Raw genomic sequence first — 22,462 nt, 5'->3', positions numbered from 1 at the left:
GGTTTTTATGAATACCCCTTTCGATCAGCTGTCCGCCTGGCTGAAAGAACACAAGATTACTGAAGTGGAGTGCGTGGTCAGCGATTTGACCGGGATTGCCCGTGGCAAGATCGCGCCCACCAACAAGTTCCTGCATGAACGGGGCATGCGCCTGCCGGAAAGTGTGCTGCTGCAGACGGTGACCGGCGATTTCGTCGACGACGAAATCTACTACGACCTGCTCGACCCGGCCGATATCGACATGATCTGTCGGCCAGACTCAAACGCGATCTATGCCGTGCCGTGGGCCATAGAGCCGACTGCCATTGTGATTCACGACACCTTCGACAAGCTCGGCAACCCGATCGAACTGTCGCCGCGCAACGTCCTGAAGAACGTCTTGAAGCTGTATGCCGACAAAGGCTGGCAACCCATCGTCGCGCCCGAGATGGAGTTCTACCTGACCCAGCGCTGCGACGATCCGGACCTGCCGCTGCAAGCCCCGCTGGGCCGCTCGGGCCGTGCCGAAAGTGGTCGGCAGTCGTTTTCAATCGACGCCGCCAACGAATTCGACCCGCTGTTTGAAGACGTCTATGACTGGTGCGAAGCTCAGGGCCTGGACCTCGACACACTGATTCACGAAGACGGCCCGGCGCAGATGGAAATCAACTTCCGTCATGGCGATGCGCTGGACCTGGCTGACCAGATCACCGTGTTCAAGCGCACGATGCGCGAGGCTGCGCTCAAGCACAACGTCACCGCCACCTTCATGGCCAAGCCGATAGGGGATGAGCCAGGCAGTGCCATGCACCTGCACCAGAGCGTTGTGGACATCGCCAGCGGAAAACCGATCTTTGTCGATGCCGACGGGAAGATGAGCGAACTGTTCCTCCACCACATCGGCGGCCTGCAGAAGTACATCCCGAAAGTGCTGCCGATGTTCGCACCCAACGTCAACTCGTTCCGCCGCTTCCTGCCGGACACCTCGGCGCCGGTGAACGTGGAGTGGGGCGAAGAAAACCGCACGGTGGGCCTGCGTGTACCGACCTCCAGCCCTGAAGCCATGCGCGTGGAAAACCGCCTGCCAGGGGCGGATGCCAACCCCTACCTGGCGATTGCCGCCAGCTTGCTCTGTGGTTATCTGGGCATGGTCGAGCAGATCAACCCGAGTGCCGCCGTGCAGGGCCGAGCCTATGAGCGCCGCAACCTGCGCCTGCCGATCACCATCGAGGATGCGCTGGCGCACATGGAAGACTGCCCGACCATCGAGCGCTACCTGGGCAGTAAGTTCGTGCGCGGTTACGTCGCGGTGAAACGTGCCGAACACGAGAACTTCAAGCGGGTCATCAGCTCATGGGAGCGTGAGTTCCTGTTGCTCAGCGTCTGATTTCGGCCACGTCATAACCATCGATAAAACAATATGAAAGGTGTCGATATGCGTCTTATGAAAACCGTTGTTCCGGCGGGCTTTGCCTTGCTGTTCGGTACGCTTGCCCAGGCTCAGCCAAGTGTCAGTGTGTACAACTGGACCGACTATATCGGTGAGACCACGCTCGCTGACTTTCAGGGCAAAACCGGGATCAAGGTGATCTACGACGTATTCGACTCCAATGAAACCCTGGAGGGCAAACTGTTGGCAGGGCGGACCGGGTACGACGTGGTGGTGCCGTCCAACCACTTTCTGGCACGCCAGATCAATGCTGGCGCGTTCCTGAAACTGGACCGCGCCGAGCTGCCCAACTGGAAGAACCTCGATCCGGCGCTGCTCAAGCTGTTGGAAAAGAACGATATCGGTAACGCGCACTCGGTGCCCTATCTGTGGGGCACCAACGGCATCGGCTACAACGTCGACAAGGTCAAGCAGGTGCTGGGTGTAGACCACATCGACTCCTGGGCCGTGCTGTTCGAGCCCGAGAACCTGAAAAAGCTCAGTCAGTGCGGCGTGGCGATGATGGACTCGGCCGATGAGCTGTTTCCGGCGGTACTCAACTACATGGGCATGAACCCGAACAGCACCCGCCCTGAAGACTACAAGAAGGCCGAAGCCAAGCTGATGACCTTGCGGCCGTACATCACCTATTTTCATTCCTCCAAATACGTGACGGACCTGGCCAACGGCGATATCTGTGTGGCAATGGGTTACTCAGGTGATGTGTTCCAGGCCGCCAACCGTGCCAAGGATGCAAAAAACGGTGTTCACATCGCCTACGCCATTCCCAAGGAAGGCAGCAACCTGTGGTTTGACCTGCTGGCGATTCCCGCCGATGCCAAAAACACCACACAAGCCCATGCCTTCATCAACTACCTGCTTGAGCCAAAAGTGATCGCCAGCGTGAGCAGCACCGTTGGTTATGCCAACCCGAACCCGGCGTCCAAGGCGTACATGGAGGCCGAGCTTGCCAGCAACCCGGAGGTCTATCCGCCGCAAGCCGTGCTGGACAAGCTGTACATCTCGAAAACGCTGCCGCCTGCGATCATGCGCTTGATGACCCGCGCCTGGAGCAAAGTGAAATCCAACCAATGAGTCGAGCACGTACCATGGCAACGTCGTCGGAACATGCCCGTTCGTACTATTACGCAACGGCGAAACACATGGCTGCCTATCCCGCACTGGCATCGGATGTTATCGCCGATGTCTGTGTGATCGGCGGCGGCTTTACCGGGGTCAACACCGCGATTGAGCTGGCCCAGCGGGGGCTCTCGGTGGTGCTGCTCGAAGGCCGGCGAGTCGGCTGGGGCGCCAGTGGGCGCAACGGCGGCCAATTGATTCGCGGAATCGGTCACGACGTTTCAGGCTTTGCTCGTCATGTCGGCCAGGAGGGCGTGCGCTACCTGCAGCGCGCGGGTATTGAATCGGTCGAGGTGGTCGGCACGCGGATTCGTGAACACGCGATCGACTGCGACCTGCGCTGGGGGTTCTGTGAGCTGGCCAATACGCCTGCGCAGTTCGCCGCCTTCAGCGAGGAGCAGGAAAGCCTCGCAGCCTTGGGTTACCGCCATGAAACCCGACTGATCAGGCCAGAGCACATGTGCCAGGTCGTGGCGTCGGACGCTTATGCCGGTGGCTTACTGGACATGGGCTCGGGCCACCTTCATCCCCTTGATCTGGTCTTGGCTGAAGCGCGTCTGGCCGAATCACTGGGCGTGCGTATCTACGAGCAAAGCCCGGTGCTGGAACTGATCCACGGCAACACGGTACAGGTGCGTTGTGCCAAGGGTACGGTCAAGGCGGGAAGCCTGGTGCTGGCGTGCAACGCGCACCTGGACGACCTGGAGCCGCGCCTGAGCGGCAAGGTGCTGCCTGCTGGCAGTTACATCATCACCACCGAGCCGCTGGCGCCCGCCGTGGCCAACGCGCTGATCCCGCAGAACCTGGCCCTGTGTGACCAGAAAGTCGGCCTGGATTATTACCGCCTGACCGCTGACCGGCGCTTACTGTTCGGTGGCGCGTGTCACTATTCCGGGCGCGACCCGGCGGATATCGCCAGCTACATGCGACCGAAAATGCTCAAGGTGTTCCCGCAGCTGGCCGACGTGCGCATCGACTTCCAATGGGGCGGCAAGATCGGCATTACGGCCAACCGTTTTCCCCAGGTTGGGCGTTTGCAACAGCACCCGAACGTGTTCTATGCCCAGGGCTACTCAGGCCATGGCCTGAACGTCACTCACTGGACCGCGAAACTGCTGGCCGAAGCGATTCATGCCGGGCACAGCCATGGCCTGGACATCTTCAGCAAAGTGCCGCACATGACCTTCCCCGGTGGCCCGGCCTTGCGCTCGCCGCTGCTGGCGCTGGGGATGTTGTGGTATCGGCTGCGGGAGTTGTTGGGGTAGCGCCAGTATTCTCGTTAAAAGGACGAGGAGGGTTACTCGGCCGCAACCACCTGATTGCGGCCTAGGGCCTTGGCGCGGTACATGGCTTTGTCGGCATTGTTCAACAGGTCGTGCAGGTCCATATCCTCGGCACTCGCCAAGGCTACCCCGAGGCTGGCGGTAAGGCGTTGTGTTCGTGTTTTTTCGAGCATCAAGGGCATCTCGGCAATCGATTTTCCGAGCTGTTCGGCAATGCGTAGCGCTGCCTCCAGGGTGGTATCTGCCAGCAGTACCGCGAACTCCTCACCGCCAAGCCTGCCGTAGACGTCCGATTCGCGAAAGGACGCCCGGATCACTGCACCTATTTGGCGCAGAACCTCATCACCGGCCTGGTGGCCGTGTGTGTCGTTGATCTGCTTGAAGTGGTCGATGTCCAGCACCAGGGCGCAAAGAGGGCGCTGATTGCGCTTGCAGTAGCTGTAGAGTTGCTGGGCATGCTCGAAAAATGCGCGGCGATTGTTCAGGCCGGTGAGTTCGTCGGTCTGCGCGGCATAGCTGGCAATGCGGTGTGCGTGCTCCATTTCATGGGTTAGACGAAAGGCTTTCTCCAGCGCCTCGGAGAGCTCGCGCGTCGCCCGCACGATGGATGCCGAGAACAACAGGGCGGCGATGGCCATGCCGACCTGCATCGCCGATGGCTGAAGCAGTAGCCAGAGCGTGCACGGCAGCAAGACCAGCCCCATGGCCGACAAGGTCATGGATCGGTATGCCGAGTAGCAGGACACGGCGCTGCCGGCCATGCCGACGGTAAACAGCAGTACGATCGCCTGCGCCAGGAGGTCATCACTGGGCATTATCGCCAGCGCGCCGAGCCCCCAGAGGCCGGCAGAGAGCACCAGGGTGATCCAGTATTTGCCTTCCCAGCGGTCAGGAACGCGTTCGCGCTCATGGCTGCGAAAGTAGGCCAGGAACAAGCCGATGCGCAGCAGTGTTGCGCCACCGAGCAGTGAGATCCATAACAGAATGACGGATTGATCCGCACGTTCCCAGCACAGCCAGCAGAGCATACAGGCGGCAATGAAGCTGCCGACCACCGCCGTTACAGACTGACGGAACAGCAGATGCAAGCGGTCGGTACGAACTTGCTCGGCAATGAGCACATTCTGGTCATGCTGTAGTGCAAAAGGGTTCATTCGCGCCGCCCAATCATGACACTGCTCCATCAGCGCAGTTGGGGGATGGTTGACTGTCATCGACCCAGGCGCGCGAGTGCTAAAAACCTTACGAATATAAAGGATAACTCAGCGACGTATCTATGCAATCCAGAGGCCACCCGGAAAATACCGGAAAATAGCCAACCTGCGTCATGTACAAGCCCCTAAAACCCACTTCACTTTCATCAGTACTCTGGGAAGTCACCCAGGTAGCACACAGGCGAGCTTGCGCCTGCCGATCGATCAAGCGCCTCTTCCAGCCAGTCGGCGAGGACCACGGCATTGTTTGCCTGCGGATCCCTGGCTGCGAACACAAGGGTAAGCGTACCCTTTTCGGCATGGGGCAAAAGCGTTTGCCAATACTCCGGATGTGCGGCCAGCTCTTGCCGATAGGCCGCGGTGAACTGGGCAAAATCCAGTTCACCGGACTTGAAGGCCTTGCGTAAGTGCGTAGAGGGTGCAACGTCTTGCAGCCACGCGTTCAGCAACAGCTGGTCTTTCCGACAATTTCGCGGCCACAGCCGATCAACCAGAACGCGGTATCCGTCTTCCGCGGCTGCTGGGGTGTAGGCGCGTTTGCACTGAATCATGGGGGGATCGGGTTACTGCCGATCGACCGAGAACTTGCCTGCGCCTGTCACGCTGAGCAGCAACAAGCCTCCCATGATGCTGATGTTCTTGTAGAACTGGATCATGTTGGCGGCCTTGTCGGGCTCAGGCATGCTCCAGAAGGGATGGCCAATGAGTGCCGTCCCCAGCACGAACAACGCCATCAATGCCGCCAGTGGCCGGGTAAAAAAACCGACTATAAGGGCAATGCCGACGAAGAACTCCATCAGTATTGCGATCCCTGCTGCCACGGGCGGCATCGGTGCGCCAAGCGACGCAAGATAGCCTGCAGTACCTTCGAAGTTGGTCAGCTTGCTCCAGCCAGACATGACAAAAATAGTCATCAGCAAAAGGCGTGCGATGAGGATGATCAAGTCTTTCTGCTGTTCAAACAGGGTGTAACGCATGGTCTTTACCCGATGCTGAATGTAATGCCATGAGTCTAGTCATTGCGTCGCCGAGTGCCAGTACGCGCAAAGGCTGAGGTGAGTACCTGCAGCCAGCCCATCACCGCGTCTCTAAGCTGTTCGCTGTGTTGAACAGGCGTTGCATCTGGTCGGCCGGTCGTGGCTGGCTAAACCAGTAACCCTGGCCATAGTGGCAGCCTTCATTGAGCACAAAATCGAGTTGTGCCGGGGTTTCGATGCCCTCGGCGACGACCTCCAGGCCGAGGTTCCGGCCAAGGCCGATGATCGCCTGGCTGATCGTGCCTTGTTTGCTATTGAACGGGATACCGCCGATGAAGCTCTTGTCCAGTTTGAGAATGTGCAGTGGAAAGCGCGTGAGATAGCCGAGTGATGAGTATCCGGTGCCAAAGTCGTCCAACGCCAACAATACGCCCAGGCTGGCCAGTTCATTCAGGCAGGCCAAGGTGTTCGAGTCCTCATTGATCAACTGGCTTTCGGTAATTTCCAGGATCAGGCTGGCAGGGGGCAGGCCGCTTTCCTGCAGGATGTCGATCAGCCTGGGGGTGAAGTCGGTTTGTTGCAGTTGCAGGCTGGAAATGTTCACCGAACAGCGGATGTGCTCATGTCCTTCCATCTGCCAGGTGCGGGTCTGCTGGCAGGCCTGGCGCAGTACCCATTCGCCGACGTGGATGATTTCTCCTGATTCCTCCAGCGCTGGAATGAACTCCAGGGGTGAAATCAGGCGTTCATCCTGGCGCCAGCGCAGCAGCGCTTCCACCCCGCACACCTGTGGTACCCCTTGGTCCAGGCGATAGATCGGTTGGTAGTGCAGTTCGAATTCATCGTGCTGGAGTGCCTGGCCCAGCGCGGACTCCAGTTCCAGATGGTGCTGTGCATCGTCCTGCAAGGCTTCACTGTAGTGGGCAAAGCGTGCCTTGCCAGCAGATTTGGCGCTGTAGAGGGCAAGGTCGGCGGCCTGCACGACATCCAGCGCCTTGCCATGTTCGTGCATGGGGGCGATGCCAATACTGGCACTGACCACAAGGGTATGGCCGTCGATATGCAGCGGCTGATGCAGGTTGTCCAGAATGCGCTGGGAGATGTGTTCGGCGTCAAGGCTGCAGCTGAGGTCGCTAAGCAGGACGATGAATTCGTCGCCGCCGAAGCGGAACAGTTGATCACTGGGACGCAGCGCGTTTCTCAGGCGCTGGGCCACTTCGACCAGCACGCGATCACCGACACTGTGGCCGAGGCTATCGTTGATCAGCTTGAAGCGGTCGAGGTCGATGAACAGCAGAGCTTCGTAGTCGCCGCCCCTGCGTTCTTTCATGATGGTCTTCTGCATTTGCTCATCAAGGCGTATGCGGTTGGCCAGACCGGTCAGCGGATCATGGTGAGCGGCATGCATCAGGCGTTGCTCGACGTCTTTGCGGGCACTGATATCGGACTGCGAGCCGGTCATGCGTAACTGGCCCGGTGTGGTGACTTCGGCGACCCCGCGTGCCAGTACCCAGGTATAGTCACCGTTGCTTTGGCGGATACGGTACTCATGGTGCACGAGGGCGGTCCGCCCTTGCAGGTGAGCATCGATGGCTTGACGAAAATCCGGCAAGTCGTCCGGGTGAACGCGGTTGAACCAACTGGCACTGCTCTCGCCCATGCTGTCGCGGCTGAGGCCGAGCATGCTGGCCCAACGCTCGGATACATACAGTCGATCCTGGTCGATGTGCCAGTCCCAGATGCCGTCGTTGGCACCGCGCAGTGCACGGGCGAAGCGTGCTTCGCTGTCTTCCAGCGCCTTGTGCTGCGCTGCGCTGTAAGTGTCGATGGCCAGGGTCATGTCGAAGAACACGGCCTTCAACAGGCTTGAGTAAAGCGTGGCCTGATCGCTGTCACCGAATAGGCTGGCAAGCATATCGTCAAGGTACAGACGGTAGGTGCCCAGGTACCATTTCAACTCCAGGCCGACCTGTTGGTGGATCACGCCAATGCGCAGGCGGCTGTTGATGTAGGCATCATCGTAGAGACCAGCCCACAAGCGCTGGTAGTACTCCGCCTGGCTGTGCTTCAGGCGGGTAGTGATCTCGGGCGTGCGCAGCAGTGCAGACGGTGTGGCAAACTGCTCCAGGTGACGGTACAGCCGATTGATGAACGTCGGCTGAGCAGGGGCCATGCGCGCTGCTGCTGCGCTGAGACGCTCGGCATCCGCTGCGCTCCAGTCTAGAAAGCGAAAGCGCTCGGCGATTTCCTCCTGGTCGAGGCGAATACGTTTAAGCAACTCCGTCAGATCTGCTGTCACCTTCATTCACATGGCCCTGTACTTGTACAGATACGTTTTCTGCTGAAAAAAAAGCGCCGTGCCCCTGCATTCTGCTCAAGAACGCATGGTCACGGCGCTTCGTCTTTCAGGCCCGATGTCCTGCTCGGCAAAGCCGGTTCCCGCTTCTAGCGGAACCTACTGATGGCATAATTACATCATTCTGGATTGTCTGACAACTTCTCCAGCAGCCCAACCAGACGCCGCCGTAACATCCCCAGTTCCCGGGATTTGAAGGCATGACGCGTCTGCTCCAAAACCTCGGTCGTTTCGACCAAGGCCGCGTGTACTCGCCCGGTCGACCCGAGGTGCGCGTCACCTAGCCAGCGACAAAGGGGGGCGGCACTGCAATCACTCGGTACAACCAGCACCTCGCAGTCTGGCGCGATGTTAGCCAGCAGCGGGCGTAGCTGGTCGGCTAGCACTTCATTGCTGCAGATGATTCGGGCTGCCTGGTTGGACTCGTACATGGCACTGCATCCCTACGAAGGTGGACGGGCTATGTACAGCAACGCCTGTTGCAGTTCACTGACATGAATCAACGTTCAAGCCGCCCGTGCTCAGTTGCTGCTGTTTGATATGTGCGCCTGCCTCATGGTTGATAACAGTATTGAATACTTGGATGATGGCTGATTGATGTCAATGCTGCGTCAGTGTGACGCGTTTAAAGTTCCTCGATACGATCAAGGTGCACCGACTTCAGGCCCGCGTTTTGATTACTGACACCATGACGTTTGGCACACGGGTGCTAAGGAGCGGTTGCGATGTTTAGTGGTAAATGGCGAACGCGAGTTGCCGAGCAGGACGATGAGCTGGTCGCGTTGCGCCGAGAAAACGAAGCCTTGCGCCAGGAAAACCGGCAATTGGCCGATCTGGTTGCCCAGACCCAGGCCGAACAGGCTGCGCTCAATGGTTACAGCCGCTACCAGAGTGAGCTGCATGACAAGCTGGGCATGTTCGATGAGTCCATGAAGCAGACCCGTGATGGCGTGGTCCATCAGGCAGAAATTCTGCGCGGCGAAGTGGACCACCTCAAGGCCAATAGCGGTGTATTTGCCCAAACCTCCGAGATGCTGTCCTCGTTCTCCAGTTCGCTCACGCACATGGCAGAGCAGGGCGTGAGCAGCGTGGAGAGTGTCAGCCAACTCAAGACCCGCGTGAGTGAGATCAGCAACATCGTTGGCTTGATCAAGGCGATTTCTGACCAGACCAACCTGCTGGCACTGAATGCGGCCATCGAGGCGGCGCGTGCCGGTGAACAGGGCCGTGGTTTTGCAGTGGTTGCCGATGAGGTCCGGGCGCTGGCGCAACGCACCCATCAGGCGACCCAGGACATCAGCGTTCTGGTGGATGGCATCAACACCGATACGGCGGCGGCAAGCGCCTCGATCGGTAACCTGTCCACCGAGGCAACCCGCCTGGCCAGCGATGTGTCGTCGTCGGCGCAGACCCTGGATGAAATGGTGGTGATGGGCGACCACATGACCGGCTTGATCGAGAATATCGCGCTCAGTTCGTTCTGTGAGGCGGTCAAGCTTGATCACCTGTTGTTCAAGTTGATGGTCTATCTGCGCCTGTTCAATCAAGACCAGAACCTTGAGCTCTCGGACCACAAGAACTGCCGTCTCGGGAAGTGGTACCTCACGCCTGAAACCCAGGAAACCTACCGAAATGATCGGTCATTCAGCCAGCTCGACGATCCGCACCGTCTCTGCCACGAGTCCGCAAGCGAGGCGTTGCACAAGGCGCAGCACAAGGACTGGAATGCCGTGGTGCAGTCGTTGAACAGCATGGAAGTCGCCAGCTTGAAGGTTAACCAGGTTCTGGTTGCGCTGGCTAACCGGGACGCTTAGCAGAGGATTGCCGCGTGCGGGTCGCACTCATGCTACTAGTATGAACATGCAGCCGTTAAGGAGCCTGGCATGATTGCGATACGTGAAGCATGGAAAGCCGGTTTGTTCGGGCGCGAGCATTGGCTAGGCAATCTGGTGTCCGGGGTGGTTGTCGGGGTGGTTGCACTGCCTTTGGCCATGGCTTTTGCCATCGCCTCGGGTGTCAAGCCCGAGCAAGGCATCTACACCGCAATCATTGGTGGCCTGCTGGTGTCGATCTTTGGCGGTAGCCGGCTGCAAATTGCCGGTCCGACAGGGGCATTTATCGTCATCCTGGCAGGTGTCACCGCGACCCACGGTGTCGAGGGCCTGCACATTGCCACGATGATGGCCGGCGTCATCCTGTTGCTGCTGGGCATCACCCGCCTGGGTGCAATCATCAAGTTCATCCCGGACCCGGTGATCGTCGGTTTTACCGCGGGCATCGGCGTGATCATCTGGGTGGGTCAGTGGAAGGACTTCTTCGGCTTGCCGGCAATTACCGGTGAGTACTTTCACGAGAAGTTCTGGCATTTGCTGCTCGCGCTGCCGAACCTGCACATGGCCACGACGTCGTTGGCGTTGCTCAGCCTGTTCCTGGTGCTGATCACCCCCAGAATTGCAGCGCTCAAACGCTTTCCCGGGCCATTGGTTGCCATGGTGGTTGCGACGCTGATCCAGTCGCTGTTTCACTTCGATGGCGTCGCCACGATTGGCAGTGCCTTCGGCGGTATCCCTCAAGGTTTCCCTGACTTCAACCCGCCGCAGATCACCCTGGCGCGTGTTATTGACCTGATTGGGCCGGCGTTTGCGATCGCCATGCTGGGGGCCATCGAATCGCTGCTTTCCGCTGTGGTTGCCGACGGAATGGCCGGCACTCGGCACGACTCCAATCAGGAACTGATCGGCCAGGGTATCGCCAACCTGGCAACCCCTCTGTTTGGTGGGTTTGCTGCGACCGGCGCGATTGCCCGTACCGCGACCAATATCCGTAATGGCGGTACAAGCCCGCTGGCCGGTATTGCCCATGCCATTACCCTGGTCTTGATCATTCTGTTCCTGGCACCCTTGGCCTCGAACATTCCTCTGTGCGCCCTGGCGGCCATCCTGTTCGTTGTCGCCTACAACATGAGCGAGTTGAAACACTTCAAGCGTATGGTTCAACGTGCCCCGCGCGCCGATGTAGCGATTCTGCTCATTACCTTCACCCTCACCGTATTCAGCGATCTGGTAATCGCCGTGAACATCGGCGTGATTCTGGCGATGCTGCAGTTCATGCGGCGCATGGCATCCTCCGTCGAGGTGCAGCAGGTCGTCGAGCACGAGCTCGAACACGAACTGCGCCAGAACGGTCACCAGCACCTGCCGCCTGGCGTGTTGATCTACACCGTCGAGGGGCCGCTGTTCTTTGGTGCGGCGGAAACCTTTGAGCGTGCCCTGGCCCAGACGCATACCGATCCCGTCGTACTGATTTTGCGCCTTAAACACGTACCGTTCATGGATATCACCGGCCTGCAAATGCTCGAAGAAGTCATCCAGCAACTGCACAAGCGGCACATTGTCGTAAAGCTCTGTGAAGCCAATGCCAAGGTGTTGGGCAAGCTCGGCAGGGTAGGCATCCTGCAAGCCATTGGCAGCCAGCATTACCATGCGGCGTTCAGTGACGCACTGGCTGACGCTGCCGAGCTTGCGCGCTGACCTCGACAGCGGGCGCTACGCTTGCCGCATCGTTTTTCACCTGCACCGGGAAGTTGTTCATGAGGCATATCGAAGCTCATAAAACACAGCGTATCGGCTGGCTGCGTGCCGCTGTGCTTGGCGCCAATGACGGTATTGTTTCCACTGCCAGCCTGATCCTGGGTGTGGCGGCGGCCGGCGCAAGTGCTGCAAGTATTCTGATCGCCGGCGTTGCAGGCCTTGTTGCGGGGGCGATGTCGATGGCCGCTGGCGAATACGTGTCGGTTAGTTCGCAGGCGGATACCGAGCGTTCCGACCTGGACCGGGAGCGTAAAGAGCTGGCGGCTGATCCTGTACATGAACACGCAGAGTTGACCGAGATCTACGTTGGTCGCGGGCTCGATAAAGAATTGGCCAGCCGCGTCGCCACACAGTTGATGGCACACGATGCGCTGGGTGCGCATGGCCGCGATGAACTGGGCATTTCCGAAGCATTGGCCGCGCGACCGGTGCAGGCTGCCCTGGCCTCGGCAGGTACGTTTTCAGTCGGTGCGGCACTGCCATTGCTGATCGTTCTATGGGTGCCGCAATCGCTGCTGATGTATGCCGTGGCTGGCAGTTCGCTGCTGTTTCTGATGCTTCTGGGGGTGTTGGCAGGCTACACCGGTGGCGCGTCTGTGGTAACGGCTGCAGCGCGCGTGACCTTTTGGGGCGCACTGGCCATGGGCTTGACGGCGGGGGTCGGTGTTTTGTTTGGCGTCACCGCTTGACGGGCGTGCGCCAGGTTATGTGGCAGCCGTAATCAACGGCCGCGACGCCGGTACACCACCGCCTCGATATTCTTGCGACCAATCAGTTTTGGCTGCTCATGCGGCATAGCTTCGCCTAGCCATTTGTACATCACCAGGCAATCCACCAAGCCCAGCCGTGCGTGCTGGTAGGCCTTGGGCAGGCGCCCGACCACCTCGAAACCAAGCTTTTGCCAGAGGGCCACGGCCACTTCGTTGCTCGACACTACCGAGTTGAACTGCATCGCCATGAAACCGTTATCGCGGGCCAGTTGCTGAGAGTGTTTGCACATCGCCTGCGCTACGCCTCGGCCGCGTGCGGCCTCGGTAACCATGTAGCCGCAATTGCACACATGGGCGCCTGGGCCGGCGGCGTTGGCCTTGAGGTAATAGGAGCCCAGCAGTTCGCCGTTTTCCTCGGCTACCAGGGTATGCAAGGGCATTTCCAGCCACAGTTGGCGTGCCTGTTCGACAGTGATGGCGGGGTCGAAGGCATAGGTTTCGCGGGCGCCGACGATGGCCTTGAAGGTCGGCCAGAAGTGCTCGAAGTCGGCGGCGGTCATGGGGCGGATGTGAATCATGCTGTTCTCGGAGGGGGCGTGCGTGTGGGCTGGCTGCAACGGACGTGTCGCGCCAGCCTGGCGATGGCGGGATTATGGCTCGACCTTGCCTACCGCATCCAGTGCCCGTGCCGAGTAAACCAGTGCTGCACCCGCGTTCATTGCGATTGCAACGCCCAATGCTTCGGCAATTTCTTCCCGGGTGGCACCGTGTTTCACGGCCTGTGCCGAATGCACGGCAATGCAGCCATCGCAACGGGTCGTGACGGCCACGGCCAGAGAGATCAGTTCGCGGGTCTTGGCGTCGAGGTGGTTGGTTTTTTCGCCGGCAGCACTGGCGGTCAGGTAGCCGCTGACCGTGTCCGGTGAGAGTTGCTTGAGGTCGCGAATGCCGGCCGTCAGCTGTTTACGGTACTCGTTCCAGTCCAACATGGTGTTCACCTTGTGTGTTTCGACAAAATGAACAGTGAAGCTAGTTTTTCGGCAGTTGCTGCGCCGTTGGTCGATAGGCGCAGGGCAGGGACGTAGGCAGTCTTTGCAAGACGTGGGCGCCGACTGTGTCGGCGCCGCCATAACGGGTCAGATATAAATGAAGATCAGCGCCAACACGGCCACTACCGCCCATTTTTCGGCGTAGTAACGTGCGCGGTTGCGTTTCTTCAGTGCCTTGCCGCGCTCGCGGATCTTGTAGATCCGGGTGAACAGGCGGTTGATGCCGCCGGTCTTGTCCCCGTCAGCGTTCGGCGCGGCAGCCGCGGCCATGACATTGCGGCTGAACCAGCGGTTGAACGCAGTGGCCCAGCGGTACTTCAGGGGGCGCTCGATATCGCAGAACAGAATGATGCGGTTTTGATCCGTCTGGTTGGCGGCATAGTGAATATAGGTTTCATCGAACACGACACCTTCACCGTCACGCCAGTGGTACTTCTCACCGTCCACGTCGATGTAGCAGTCCGGGCTGTTGGGGGTGTCCAGGCCCAGGTGGTAGCGGTAAGAACCGGCATAGGGGTCGCGGTGACGAACCAGTTTCGAGCCCGGTGGCAGGGTGGCGAACATGGCTGCCTTGACGGTGCCGATACCTTGCAGCAGCTCTGTGGTACGTGGGCACAGCTTCATCGCCGAAGGGTGACTTTCGCCATACCACTTCAGGTAGAAACGTTTCCAGCCACTTTTGAAAAATGAGTTGAAGCCCACATCGTCATAACGCTGCGAGCTTTTGATTTCGCCGACATTCAGGAGCTGTTGGGCCTCTTCGCGGATGGCCTCCCAGTTGTCCTGCAGGGGTTTGAGCTCGGGAAATGAATCGGTGCTGAGGTAGGGCCGGGCGGGCAGCCTGGAGAACAGGTAGAGGAAGACGTTGACGGGCGCCAGGAAGCTGGAGTGGTCGCCCAACTGACGGGTCAGTTTGTGTCGAACGCGACCGCGCAGGTGGACATAGGCAATCGAAAAAACGAACAGAAGAACGAGAAATAGTTTCATGCACGGTTACTTGTCGGTGTGGCTATGAGCCATTGCGTAAGTGCGCCAGCATAAACAATCGCGCCTAGTCTTTGAACATATTGTTACTGTTTGACAGGTCGACTTATGTGCAATATCCAGCAGGGATTTACCCGTTAATCAGCAATAATCCCGTGCTTTCAACACTGCTATCGTTGGCAAGCCTTCACTGCTTCACGCCGCACCGTTCATCCACCAGCGAAAGACGAAGAAAAACGCCATGCTCAGCAGCATGCTGATCAAGGTGTTACGGGTCAACAACACCAGCACGACTGCCACCATCGAGCCCACCAGGTAGGGGTTGGCCGGGTTGAGGTCAAGCTGGTGGTCGGGCATGAAGATGATCGGCCCGCAGATAGCGGTGAGCATGCCGGGCACGGCAAAACCGAGAAATTGCCGCGCATTTGAACTCAGGCGCAATGGCAGGCGGGGCTCGAGAAAGGCGTAGCGGTTGAGAAACACGACCAACCCCATGCCGACGATCAGCAGGAAAATCATGAGCGGCCTCCGCTCAGTTTCTGGCAGATGAAACCGGCGCTCATGCCCAGCAGGCCGGCCAGCACCAGCGCTGTTTCCCAGTGCCAGAAACTGAACAGCACTGAACTGAACAGCGAAACCGCGACGCACACCACCGTTGGCAGGTTGCGTACCAGTGGCGCAATCAAGGCTACAAACGTGGCAACGATGGAGAAGTCCAGGCCCAGTTTGTCCAGGTGCGGAATGTTCTGGCCCAGGACGATGCCGGCCAGGGTGAACAGGTTCCAGGCCACGTAGAAGGTCAGGCCTACGCCCAGCGCATACCAGCGGTTGAACTGTTGTTTGTCGTACTGGCTGGTCAGGGCGAAGAATTCGTCGGTCAGCAGAAAGCCCAGCCCCACCCGCCAGCGCACAGGCAGGTCAGAAATCACCGGGCGCATCGACAGACCGTAGAGCAGGTGCTGTGAGGTCAGTAGCAGGGTGGTCAGGATGATCGAAAACAGGTTCGCGCCGCCCTTGAGCATACCGATGGCAACCAGTTGTGCGGCACCGGCGAAGACAATTGCCGATAGCCCCTGACCTTCAAGGGGTGTCAGGTTGGCTTCAATGGCCATCGAGCCGGCCAGCAGGCCCCAGGGGGCAACGGCCAACGACAGCGGCAGGATGGCAATGGTGCCATGGATGAACGCCTGGCGGGCGAGGTGTGGGTGAGTCATGGTCTACAAACGCGACTGAATAGGGGGGCATAGCATGCCAGAGTGCCAGCTGCGCTGCTTGAGCGATCTTGTCAGGCTGCGAGCTGGCACATGTCATCCCACTCAGCGTTGGCTGGTCAGGCGATGCTGGGCGGTTGCGCAGCCATTGGCATCAACCGCCTTGCGGTACCACATCTGGCGCTGCGGTCGGTCGACGGCACCGAGCAGTCGATAGACCTCGGCCTGAAAGTCACGTTGCTGGCCCCATTGCAGCGTCAGCCCCCGACGACCTTGCGGTCGGCACTCCAGGCGCATGGCCGGTTGCGGGTAGTAGGTGGCATAGCGCGTGGCATCTTGTACGGCTTTCTTCAGCGCTGCCCGATAGGCATCGCTGTCGCGGTACTCGCTACACAGCGAGTTGATCTGCAGCGAGGCCGGTGCGAACCCCTGGCTGAGGCTGGCGGCAAGTAGCGGGCAGGCCTGTGCCGGTACTTCGGCGGGGCTCAGGTAGGTCATGTAGTAAAGCGCCAGTCGGTACTCGGCCACCGGGTGGTTGAGCGACGCTGCCTTGCGCAGCAGCTCCACACCTGGTGTCAGGGTTTGCACCAGTGTCGTGCCCTGGCGCAACAGGTCGTCCTGGGTTGCGTTGGCTTGCGGGCTGAAGGTACTGGCCTGGGTGTCAGCCTGCTCCAGAAACGGCAGGGCCTGGCGGTACAGCAGGTCGGCGTGAGGGTCGATAGGGCTGTCGGCCAGGCTCAGGCAAGGTGCCATTATCGAAAGCACCGTCAACAGACGCAGGCAGCGGTTCACTTCGCGCAACCTGTGAGCAGGGATGAGTGCTCGACGTGTACACGCCAGAGCGAAGCAGATGAGCCGACTACGGTATGCATGGGTCGATCCGATGGTCCAGCAGTGGAAAGGGCGTTACCTGATGCTCGCTATTCTAGCGGCTGCAGGCAGACAGCTGAAGTGATGCCTTATGCCCTGTCATGCACCTTGTCGGCAAGCGGCTGCAGGGCCGCGTTATCGACATCGTTGCGGTTAAGCGCAGAGGACACGCCGGAGCGGGTGACAGCTCGGGTAGAATCGACGCTCACGATTCAGTTCAGGGGTTGCAGCGGTGGATGTACAACAGGGCTTCGTCCTGACCCGGCATTGGCGGGATACGCCTGACGGCACCCTGGTGGAATTCTGGCTGGCGACCGATGCCGGCCCACGCCAGGTGCGGCTGCCGGTGCAAACCTCCGTGGCCTTTGTCCTGGCCGAGCAGCGAGACCGCGTCGAGGCCTTGCTGGCTGGCGAGCGAGAGGTCGAGCTGCGCCCGCTGGACCTCTGTGACTTCCAGCACCGCCCCGTACTGGGCCTGTATTGCCGCCAGCACCGTCAGTTGATGCAACTGGACAAGCGCCTGCGTGCGGCCGGCATTGAACTGCTGGAAGCCGATGTTCGTCCGCCGGAGCGCTACCTGATGGAGCGCTTCATCACCGCGCCGGTGAGTTTCGCCGGGCGCGTCGACGCCAGCGGTGTATGGCTGGATGCTCAGCTCAAGCCCGAATCAGGCTATCGCCCACAGTTGAAGCTGGTGTCGCTGGATATCGAAACCACCGAACGCGGTGAGCTGTACTCCATTGCACTGGAAGGCTGTGGCCAGCGTCAGGTGTACATGCTGGGGCCGGCCAATGGCGACGACCAGACCGTGGATTTCGCCTTGGAGTATTGTGCCAGCCGTGCGCAATTGCTTGAGCGGCTGAATACCTGGTTGGCCCGTCACGACCCTGACGCGATCATTGGCTGGAACCTGGTGCAGTTCGACCTGCGTGTACTTCATGAGCATGCTCAAAGGCTGAAGGTCCCGTTGATCCTCGGGCGTGGAGGCGAGCCGATGGAGTGGCGCGAGCACGGCAGTCGTTCTCATTTTTTTGCCGGTGCCGCAGGGCGCTTGATCATCGACGGCATCGAAGCGTTGCGTTCGGCGACCTGGAGCTTTCCGTCGTTCAGCCTGGAAAACGTTGCCCAGACCTTGCTCGGCGAGGGCAAGGCAATCGACACGCCTTATCAGCGCATGGACGAAATCAATCGCATGTTTGCCGAGGACAAGCCGGCTCTGGCGCGCTACAACCTCAAGGACTGCGAACTGGTGACACGGATTTTCGCCAAGACCGAATTGCTCACCTTCCTGCTGGAGCGTGCCAGCGTCACCGGCTTGCCCGCGGACCGCAGTGGCGGCTCGGTGGCGGCGTTCTGTCACCTGTACATGCCGCTGATGCACCGCCAGGGGTTCGTGGCGCCCAACCTTGGTGGCCGTCCGGACGAAGCCAGCCCGGGCGGCTTTGTCATGGACTCGCGCCCGGGCTTGTACGAGTCGGTGCTGGTGCTCGATTACAAGAGCCTGTACCCGTCGATCATCCGCACGTTCCTGATCGACCCGATCGGCTTGGTCGAGGGCCTGCGCGAACCCGGCGATGCCACGTCGGTGCCAGGTTTTCGGGGGGCGCGTTTTTCGCGTACCCGGCATTGCCTGCCCTCGATTGTCGAGCGGGTGTGGCAGGGGCGTGAAGCGGCCAAGCGCGAGCGCAACGCTCCGTTGTCCCAAGCCTTGAAAATCATCATGAACGCGTTCTACGGGGTACTCGGCTCCAGTGGTTGCCGGTTCTTCGACCCACGGCTGGCATCGTCGATCACAATGCGCGGTCATGAAATCATGCGTCGCACCCGCGAGCTGATCGAGGCCCAGGGGTATGAAGTGATCTATGGCGATACCGACTCGACCTTCGTCTGGCTCAAGCGCACACACAGTGAAGAGGATGCAACGGCCATCGGCCGACGCCTGGTGCAGCAGGTCAACCTGTGGTGGCAAGCACACCTGCAGGCAGAGTACGGCCTGACAAGCGCTTTGGAGTTGCAGTTTGAAACCCACTACCAACGCTTTCTGATGCCGACTATCCGAGGTGCCGAGGAGGGCAGCAAGAAACGCTATGCCGGCTTGGTGCGCCGTGCAGACGGGCGTGACGAGATGGTCTTCAAGGGCCTGGAAACCGTGCGTACCGATTGGTCGCCGCTGGCCCGGCAGTTCCAGCAGGAGCTCTACCAGCGCATCTTTCTGCGCCAGCCTTACCAGGCTTATCTGCGTGACTATGTGCGGCAGACGCTGGCGGGTGAACGGGATGAGCAACTGATCTACCGCAAGCGCCTGCGTCGACCCTTGGCGGACTATCAGCGTAACGTCCCGCCGCACGTGCGTGCCGCGCGCCTGGCCGATGACTACAACGACCGTCAGGGGCGTCCACGCCAGTATCAGAATGGTGGCTGGATCAGCTACGTGATCACCTTGGCCGGGCCTGAACCCTTGGAAAACCGCAACGCGATGATCGATTACGATCATTACCTGACCAAGCAGCTGCAGCCAATCGCCGATGCCATCCTGCCGTTTGTGGGCGATAGCTTCAGTGCCCTGATTGACCGGCAGATGGGGTTGTTCTAATGCCGGGTGCCTTCGCGCGGATTAGATGAAACTCGATGCTGCGAGCCGATGGACGGCAGCAAAGTGCAGACCATCAGCTATCCTCTGGTTCAATGGATTCAGCCTTTCATAGCGCGTCGGGTGGGGCTTGGTCATCGGAAGTTACCGTTGTCTTGCGTACATGGTCGGTACAGTCGTTTAGGCTCGCAGGTCGGATCTTTCGTCAGGATTCGTAGCCTATGGAGCATTGAAACAAGAAGGAGAGGCGTATGCTCATTCGTTCACTGACCCTTGCCACCCTGCTGGCTGTTGCCTGCCCCTTGATGGCCGCTGACAGTGACGGCCCCCTCGCTCTGGAGCGGGGTAGAACCCGACCCTTGATCATCATTGCGCCCAGTACGGTAGACCCGACGCTGGTCAGCCTGAAAAAGGCCCTGGATGAACCGGCCAACCGTCAGGCGTTCACTGAACGCAACATGGTGCTGTTCACCATCGCCAATACCATCGGTCAACGCGACGGCAAGAACATGGACCCGCAAACCACCATGGCCTTGATTCGCGAGCTCAAGCTGGGTGCCAGCGTGGGTACCAAGGTGATTCTGATGGGCAAGGATGGCGAGAAAAAGCTCGAGCGCATTGGTACGGTTGAGCCCAAGGAGCTTTTCACCACCATCGATCAGTTGCCGGCCAGCGAGAAAGAAATGGTTACGACGACACCTGTCGTGACAGAGGCTGCGCCAGGCAAGGAGGTCAAAGAGGGCAAGCCGGGAAAACCGGCGAAGCCAGCAAAACCGGCAGCGCCGCCCAAGCCGCTTGAAGACTGATCATTCCCGGCACGCCAGCCCAGTGCCTGCAGCAATGCGGCAGGCACTCACCGCGATACCCTCCTTCCAGTAAATGATTCTCGCTAAGCAGTAGGATATTGCTCGCTTTATTGTTATGTTATTACATATTTAATAAAGGAGCACCCATGAATCACCCGCTAGGAAGGTTGTACCTTGGCCTGTCCGCAGGCCTGTTGAGCGTGCCTGTCACTGCCGAACAAACCATCGTCCTCGATGCCGTCACCGTCAGTGACAGTCGTTTTGAAGAGCGTGCCGATGGCCCGGTACAGGGTTACCGGGCCACGCGCTCCAGCACCGCGACCAAGACCGATACCGACATCCGCGACACCCCGCAGAGCATCAGTGTGGTACCCGCCCAAGTGCTCGATGACCTGAACAGCACCCGCATTGATCGCGCACTGGATTTTGCCGGGGGTGTATCGCGGCAAAACAATTTTGGTGGCTTGACCTTCCTCAACTACAGCGTGCGGGGCTTCACCACCGGCGAGTTGTACAAGAATGGTTTTGCCGTCAACCGGGGCAGCTACAGCGCGCCGGATACCTCGACTATCGAGCGTATCGAAGTGCTCAAGGGGCCTGCTGCCAGCCTGTATGGGCGAGGTGACCCCGGCGGGTTGGTGAACATCGTGACCAAACGGCCCGAGGCCGAAGCCTTCACCCGCTTCAAGGCCAGTGCCGGCAGTTGGGACCGCTACCGCAGCAGCCTGGATGTGAACACTCCGCTCAACGACGATGGTTCGCTGCTGTCGCGGGTTAACCTGGCGGTGGAAGATAACGGCAGCTTCCGTGACCATGTCGACAGCCAGCGGCGGATCGTCAGCCCGTCGCTGAGTTGGCAGCTCAACCCGGACACGCAACTGTTCGTCGATACGGAATTCTCCCGTACCGAGTCGGTGTTCGACCGTGGCATTGCGGCCGTGAACAACGAACTGGGTTCAGTAAAGCGTTCGACCTTCCTGGGCGAACCCAACGATGGCCGTATCCGCAATGACAATCAGACGCTGGACCTGGCGCTGGAACATTACCTCAATGACAGTTGGAAGCTGCGGCTGGCCAACCATTACACCCAGGGCACCCTCAACGGTGACAGCTCGGAAGCTTCACGGGTGGTGGGAACGGCCATCAGCCGGTTCTACCGTCAGCGGAATTTTGAATGGAACGACAACATCACCCAGGCTGAGCTGCATGGCCGTTTCGATGTGGGCAATTGGCAACACCAGACACTGATTGGCCTGGAGTACGAGAACTACCGCAACAGCCAGAAGTACCCGCAAAGCGCTACGACCCTGGACTATGGCCTGGATGTTTATAACCCGGTGTATGGCCAACCCAAACCTGCCATCGTCAAGGCCAACGACTTCTTCGAGCGCACCGAAAGTTACGCCCTGAACCTGCAGGACCAGATCGTTTTCACCGAACGGCTGCGGGGGTTGCTCGGCGTACGTCTTGAACATATCGAGCAGACCGCTCAGAACCGAGCAACGCAGGTCAGTAACACCCAGGAAAAAGATGCCGTTACGCCTCGGGTGGGCCTGTTGTATCAGCTGACACCGCAGGTGGGGCTGTTCGCCAACGCATCGACCTCGTTCAAGCCTAACGGCATGGGCACCCAGGGCGAGGTCTACAAGCCGGAGAAAGGTCTGGGTTATGAAACCGGGGTCAAGCTCGACCTGTTCGACAGCCGTTTGGGCGCGACGATTGCGTTGTTCCAGATCGACAAGGAAAACGTCATCACCACCGATGCCAATGGCGACAGCATCGCGGCGGGCAAAGCACGCAGCCAGGGCCTGGATGCACAGTTCAGTGGCCAGTTGAGCGATGCCGTGCGCGTGATTGGCGCTTATGCCTACATCGACGCCGAAGTCACCAAGGGCGATGCCAGCGTGCCCAAGGGCAGCGACTTGCTGGGTGTTCCCCGGCATAGCGGCAGCCTGATGGCAGTGTATGAGTTCCAGGACGGTGCCTTGCGCGGTTCTGACATGGGGGTGGCGGCCAACTATGTAGGCGAGCGCTCGGGCCTTGCTGGCAGCGATTTCCGCTTGCCCGGTTACAGCACGGTCGATCTGTTGGCCCATTACAAGGCGACGGAGAACCTTACGCTTGGTTTGAACCTCAACAACCTGTTCGATCGCACCTATTACGAGCGCAGCTACAACGCGGCGTGGGTCATGCCGGGTGATCCGCGCAACGTCAGCCTGAGCCTGGCCTTGAGCCTGTGATCCTGGCTCGGCCCCGTGTGCCAGGCTTGCCTGC

At 59.6% G+C, this 22,462-nt stretch carries 20 protein-coding genes and 1 pseudogene; 10 read left to right on the top strand and 11 right to left on the bottom strand.

Going from position 1 to position 22,462, the window contains the following annotated elements; translation table 11 throughout:
- Positions 1–7 precede the first annotated feature (7 nt).
- The 3 genes from CS390_RS14560 to CS390_RS14550 are packed head-to-tail and all read left to right on the top strand — an operon-like array spanning position 8 to position 3,813.
- Positions 8–1,366, top strand: coding sequence for a glutamine synthetase family protein (locus CS390_RS14560; protein WP_065758644.1), 1,359 nt, complete (start codon positions 8–10; stop codon positions 1,364–1,366).
- 48 nt (positions 1,367–1,414) lie between these two features.
- A complete protein-coding gene (locus CS390_RS14555; RefSeq protein ID WP_099776708.1) occupies positions 1,415–2,503 on the top strand; it encodes a polyamine ABC transporter substrate-binding protein in 1,089 nt (362 codons plus the stop codon).
- Between the two features lie 14 nt (positions 2,504–2,517).
- Positions 2,518–3,813: an NAD(P)/FAD-dependent oxidoreductase gene (locus tag CS390_RS14550; RefSeq protein ID WP_371918200.1), complete on the top strand. Its 1,296-nt coding sequence runs from the start codon at positions 2,518–2,520 to the stop codon at positions 3,811–3,813.
- 32 nt (positions 3,814–3,845) lie between these two features.
- Here the strand turns inward: CS390_RS14550 and CS390_RS14545 are convergent, their stop codons facing one another.
- The 5 genes from CS390_RS14545 to CS390_RS14525 all read right to left on the bottom strand — a co-directional run bounded on the left by CS390_RS14545 (position 3,846) and on the right by CS390_RS14525 (position 8,809).
- Positions 3,846–4,985 carry a diguanylate cyclase gene (locus CS390_RS14545; protein ID WP_099775170.1) on the bottom strand — a complete coding sequence of 380 codons (1,140 nt, stop codon included), beginning with the start codon at positions 4,983–4,985 and terminating at the stop codon, positions 3,846–3,848.
- A 206-nt stretch (positions 4,986–5,191) separates the two neighbouring features.
- Positions 5,192–5,596, bottom strand: a complete 405-nt coding sequence (locus CS390_RS14540; protein WP_099775169.1) for a DUF488 domain-containing protein — start codon at positions 5,594–5,596, stop codon at positions 5,192–5,194.
- Between the two features lie 12 nt (positions 5,597–5,608).
- The gene (locus CS390_RS14535) at positions 5,609–6,022 is read right to left on the bottom strand and encodes a DoxX family protein (RefSeq protein ID WP_099775168.1); all 414 of its coding nucleotides are present in this window, start codon (positions 6,020–6,022) and stop codon (positions 5,609–5,611) included.
- Positions 6,023–6,122: 100 nt separating this feature from the next.
- Positions 6,123–8,327, bottom strand: coding sequence for a bifunctional diguanylate cyclase/phosphodiesterase (locus tag CS390_RS14530; protein WP_099775167.1), 2,205 nt, complete (start codon positions 8,325–8,327; stop codon positions 6,123–6,125).
- A 170-nt stretch (positions 8,328–8,497) separates the two neighbouring features.
- Complete coding sequence (locus tag CS390_RS14525; RefSeq protein WP_065758650.1) at positions 8,498–8,809, bottom strand: hypothetical protein; 312 nt, start codon at positions 8,807–8,809, stop codon at positions 8,498–8,500.
- Positions 8,810–9,520: 711 nt separating this feature from the next.
- Between CS390_RS14525 and CS390_RS25695 the strand changes: the two are divergent.
- The 4 genes and pseudogenes from CS390_RS25695 to CS390_RS14510 all read left to right on the top strand — a co-directional run.
- Positions 9,521–9,796 (top strand): annotated as a pseudogene (locus CS390_RS25695) (methyl-accepting chemotaxis protein); the annotation flags it as partial.
- 3 nt (positions 9,797–9,799) lie between these two features.
- Positions 9,800–10,192: a CZB domain-containing protein gene (locus tag CS390_RS25690; RefSeq protein ID WP_371917191.1), complete on the top strand. Its 393-nt coding sequence runs from the start codon at positions 9,800–9,802 to the stop codon at positions 10,190–10,192.
- A 69-nt stretch (positions 10,193–10,261) separates the two neighbouring features.
- Positions 10,262–11,908, top strand: a complete 1,647-nt coding sequence (locus CS390_RS14515) for a SulP family inorganic anion transporter (protein ID WP_099775165.1) — start codon at positions 10,262–10,264, stop codon at positions 11,906–11,908.
- Positions 11,909–11,967: 59 nt separating this feature from the next.
- Positions 11,968–12,657 (top strand): VIT family protein, encoded by a 690-nt coding sequence (locus tag CS390_RS14510; RefSeq protein WP_099775164.1) that lies wholly within the window; start codon positions 11,968–11,970, stop codon positions 12,655–12,657.
- 32 nt (positions 12,658–12,689) lie between these two features.
- Here the strand turns inward: CS390_RS14510 and CS390_RS14505 are convergent, their stop codons facing one another.
- The 6 genes from CS390_RS14505 to CS390_RS14480 form a co-directional block, all read right to left on the bottom strand.
- On the bottom strand, positions 12,690–13,256 hold the full coding sequence (locus CS390_RS14505) for a GNAT family N-acetyltransferase (protein WP_099775163.1): 567 nt from the start codon (positions 13,254–13,256) through the stop codon (positions 12,690–12,692).
- Positions 13,257–13,328: 72 nt separating this feature from the next.
- Positions 13,329–13,667, bottom strand: a complete 339-nt coding sequence (locus CS390_RS14500) for a carboxymuconolactone decarboxylase family protein (RefSeq protein WP_065758655.1) — start codon at positions 13,665–13,667, stop codon at positions 13,329–13,331.
- Positions 13,668–13,814: 147 nt separating this feature from the next.
- Positions 13,815–14,714 carry a lipid A hydroxylase LpxO gene (gene lpxO, locus CS390_RS14495; RefSeq protein WP_065758656.1) on the bottom strand — a complete coding sequence of 300 codons (900 nt, stop codon included), beginning with the start codon at positions 14,712–14,714 and terminating at the stop codon, positions 13,815–13,817.
- A gap of 192 nt (positions 14,715–14,906) precedes the next feature.
- A complete protein-coding gene (locus CS390_RS14490) occupies positions 14,907–15,230 on the bottom strand; it encodes an AzlD domain-containing protein (protein WP_099775162.1) in 324 nt (107 codons plus the stop codon).
- Positions 15,227–15,925: an AzlC family ABC transporter permease gene (locus CS390_RS14485; RefSeq protein ID WP_099775161.1), complete on the bottom strand. Its 699-nt coding sequence runs from the start codon at positions 15,923–15,925 to the stop codon at positions 15,227–15,229. The genes CS390_RS14490 and CS390_RS14485 overlap by 4 nt, the downstream gene beginning before the upstream one ends.
- Before the next feature lie 102 nt (positions 15,926–16,027).
- On the bottom strand, positions 16,028–16,675 hold the full coding sequence (locus tag CS390_RS14480; RefSeq protein WP_371918267.1) for a sel1 repeat family protein: 648 nt from the start codon (positions 16,673–16,675) through the stop codon (positions 16,028–16,030).
- Between the two features lie 349 nt (positions 16,676–17,024).
- On the opposite strand from CS390_RS14480, the gene CS390_RS14475 reads away from it, so the two are divergent.
- The 3 genes from CS390_RS14475 to CS390_RS14465 all read left to right on the top strand — a co-directional run bounded on the left by CS390_RS14475 (position 17,025) and on the right by CS390_RS14465 (position 22,428).
- Positions 17,025–19,385, top strand: coding sequence for a DNA polymerase II (locus CS390_RS14475; RefSeq protein ID WP_099775159.1), 2,361 nt, complete (start codon positions 17,025–17,027; stop codon positions 19,383–19,385).
- A 248-nt stretch (positions 19,386–19,633) separates the two neighbouring features.
- Positions 19,634–20,188, top strand: a complete 555-nt coding sequence (locus tag CS390_RS14470; RefSeq protein ID WP_099775158.1) for a DUF4174 domain-containing protein — start codon at positions 19,634–19,636, stop codon at positions 20,186–20,188.
- A gap of 146 nt (positions 20,189–20,334) precedes the next feature.
- Positions 20,335–22,428, top strand: coding sequence for a TonB-dependent siderophore receptor (locus CS390_RS14465; RefSeq protein WP_099775157.1), 2,094 nt, complete (start codon positions 20,335–20,337; stop codon positions 22,426–22,428).
- Positions 22,429–22,462 lie beyond the last annotated feature (34 nt).

Source organism: Pseudomonas sp. HLS-6 (assembly GCF_002753995.1).
In the GTDB taxonomy this organism is placed as follows: Bacteria; Pseudomonadota; Gammaproteobacteria; order Pseudomonadales; family Pseudomonadaceae; genus Aquipseudomonas; species Aquipseudomonas defluvii.
Note: the sequence above shows the minus strand (reverse complement) of the source record. Positions and strands in the feature narration are given on the sequence as shown.

Coding starts and splice junctions, on each gene's coding strand:
- CS390_RS14515 (WP_099775165.1), top strand. CDS start 10,262: ATGATTGCGATACGTGAAGCATGGAAAGCCGGTTTGTTCGGGCGCGAG.
- CS390_RS14530 (WP_099775167.1), bottom strand. CDS start 8,327: ATGAAGGTGACAGCAGATCTGACGGAGTTGCTTAAACGTATTCGCCTC.
- CS390_RS14485 (WP_099775161.1), bottom strand. CDS start 15,925: ATGACTCACCCACACCTCGCCCGCCAGGCGTTCATCCATGGCACCATT.
- CS390_RS14550 (WP_371918200.1), top strand. CDS start 2,518: ATGGCAACGTCGTCGGAACATGCCCGTTCGTACTATTACGCAACGGCG.
- CS390_RS14560 (WP_065758644.1), top strand. CDS start 8: ATGAATACCCCTTTCGATCAGCTGTCCGCCTGGCTGAAAGAACACAAG.
- CS390_RS14490 (WP_099775162.1), bottom strand. CDS start 15,230: ATGATTTTCCTGCTGATCGTCGGCATGGGGTTGGTCGTGTTTCTCAAC.
- CS390_RS14535 (WP_099775168.1), bottom strand. CDS start 6,022: ATGCGTTACACCCTGTTTGAACAGCAGAAAGACTTGATCATCCTCATC.
- CS390_RS14540 (WP_099775169.1), bottom strand. CDS start 5,596: ATGATTCAGTGCAAACGCGCCTACACCCCAGCAGCCGCGGAAGACGGA.
- lpxO (WP_065758656.1), bottom strand. CDS start 14,714: ATGAAACTATTTCTCGTTCTTCTGTTCGTTTTTTCGATTGCCTATGTC.
- CS390_RS14470 (WP_099775158.1), top strand. CDS start 19,634: ATGCTCATTCGTTCACTGACCCTTGCCACCCTGCTGGCTGTTGCCTGC.
- CS390_RS14510 (WP_099775164.1), top strand. CDS start 11,968: ATGAGGCATATCGAAGCTCATAAAACACAGCGTATCGGCTGGCTGCGT.
- CS390_RS14465 (WP_099775157.1), top strand. CDS start 20,335: ATGAATCACCCGCTAGGAAGGTTGTACCTTGGCCTGTCCGCAGGCCTG.
- CS390_RS14480 (WP_371918267.1), bottom strand. CDS start 16,675: ATGGCACCTTGCCTGAGCCTGGCCGACAGCCCTATCGACCCTCACGCC.
- CS390_RS25690 (WP_371917191.1), top strand. CDS start 9,800: ATGGTGGTGATGGGCGACCACATGACCGGCTTGATCGAGAATATCGCG.
- CS390_RS14525 (WP_065758650.1), bottom strand. CDS start 8,809: ATGTACGAGTCCAACCAGGCAGCCCGAATCATCTGCAGCAATGAAGTG.
- CS390_RS14555 (WP_099776708.1), top strand. CDS start 1,415: ATGCGTCTTATGAAAACCGTTGTTCCGGCGGGCTTTGCCTTGCTGTTC.
- CS390_RS14500 (WP_065758655.1), bottom strand. CDS start 13,667: ATGTTGGACTGGAACGAGTACCGTAAACAGCTGACGGCCGGCATTCGC.
- CS390_RS14505 (WP_099775163.1), bottom strand. CDS start 13,256: ATGATTCACATCCGCCCCATGACCGCCGCCGACTTCGAGCACTTCTGG.
- CS390_RS14545 (WP_099775170.1), bottom strand. CDS start 4,985: ATGAACCCTTTTGCACTACAGCATGACCAGAATGTGCTCATTGCCGAG.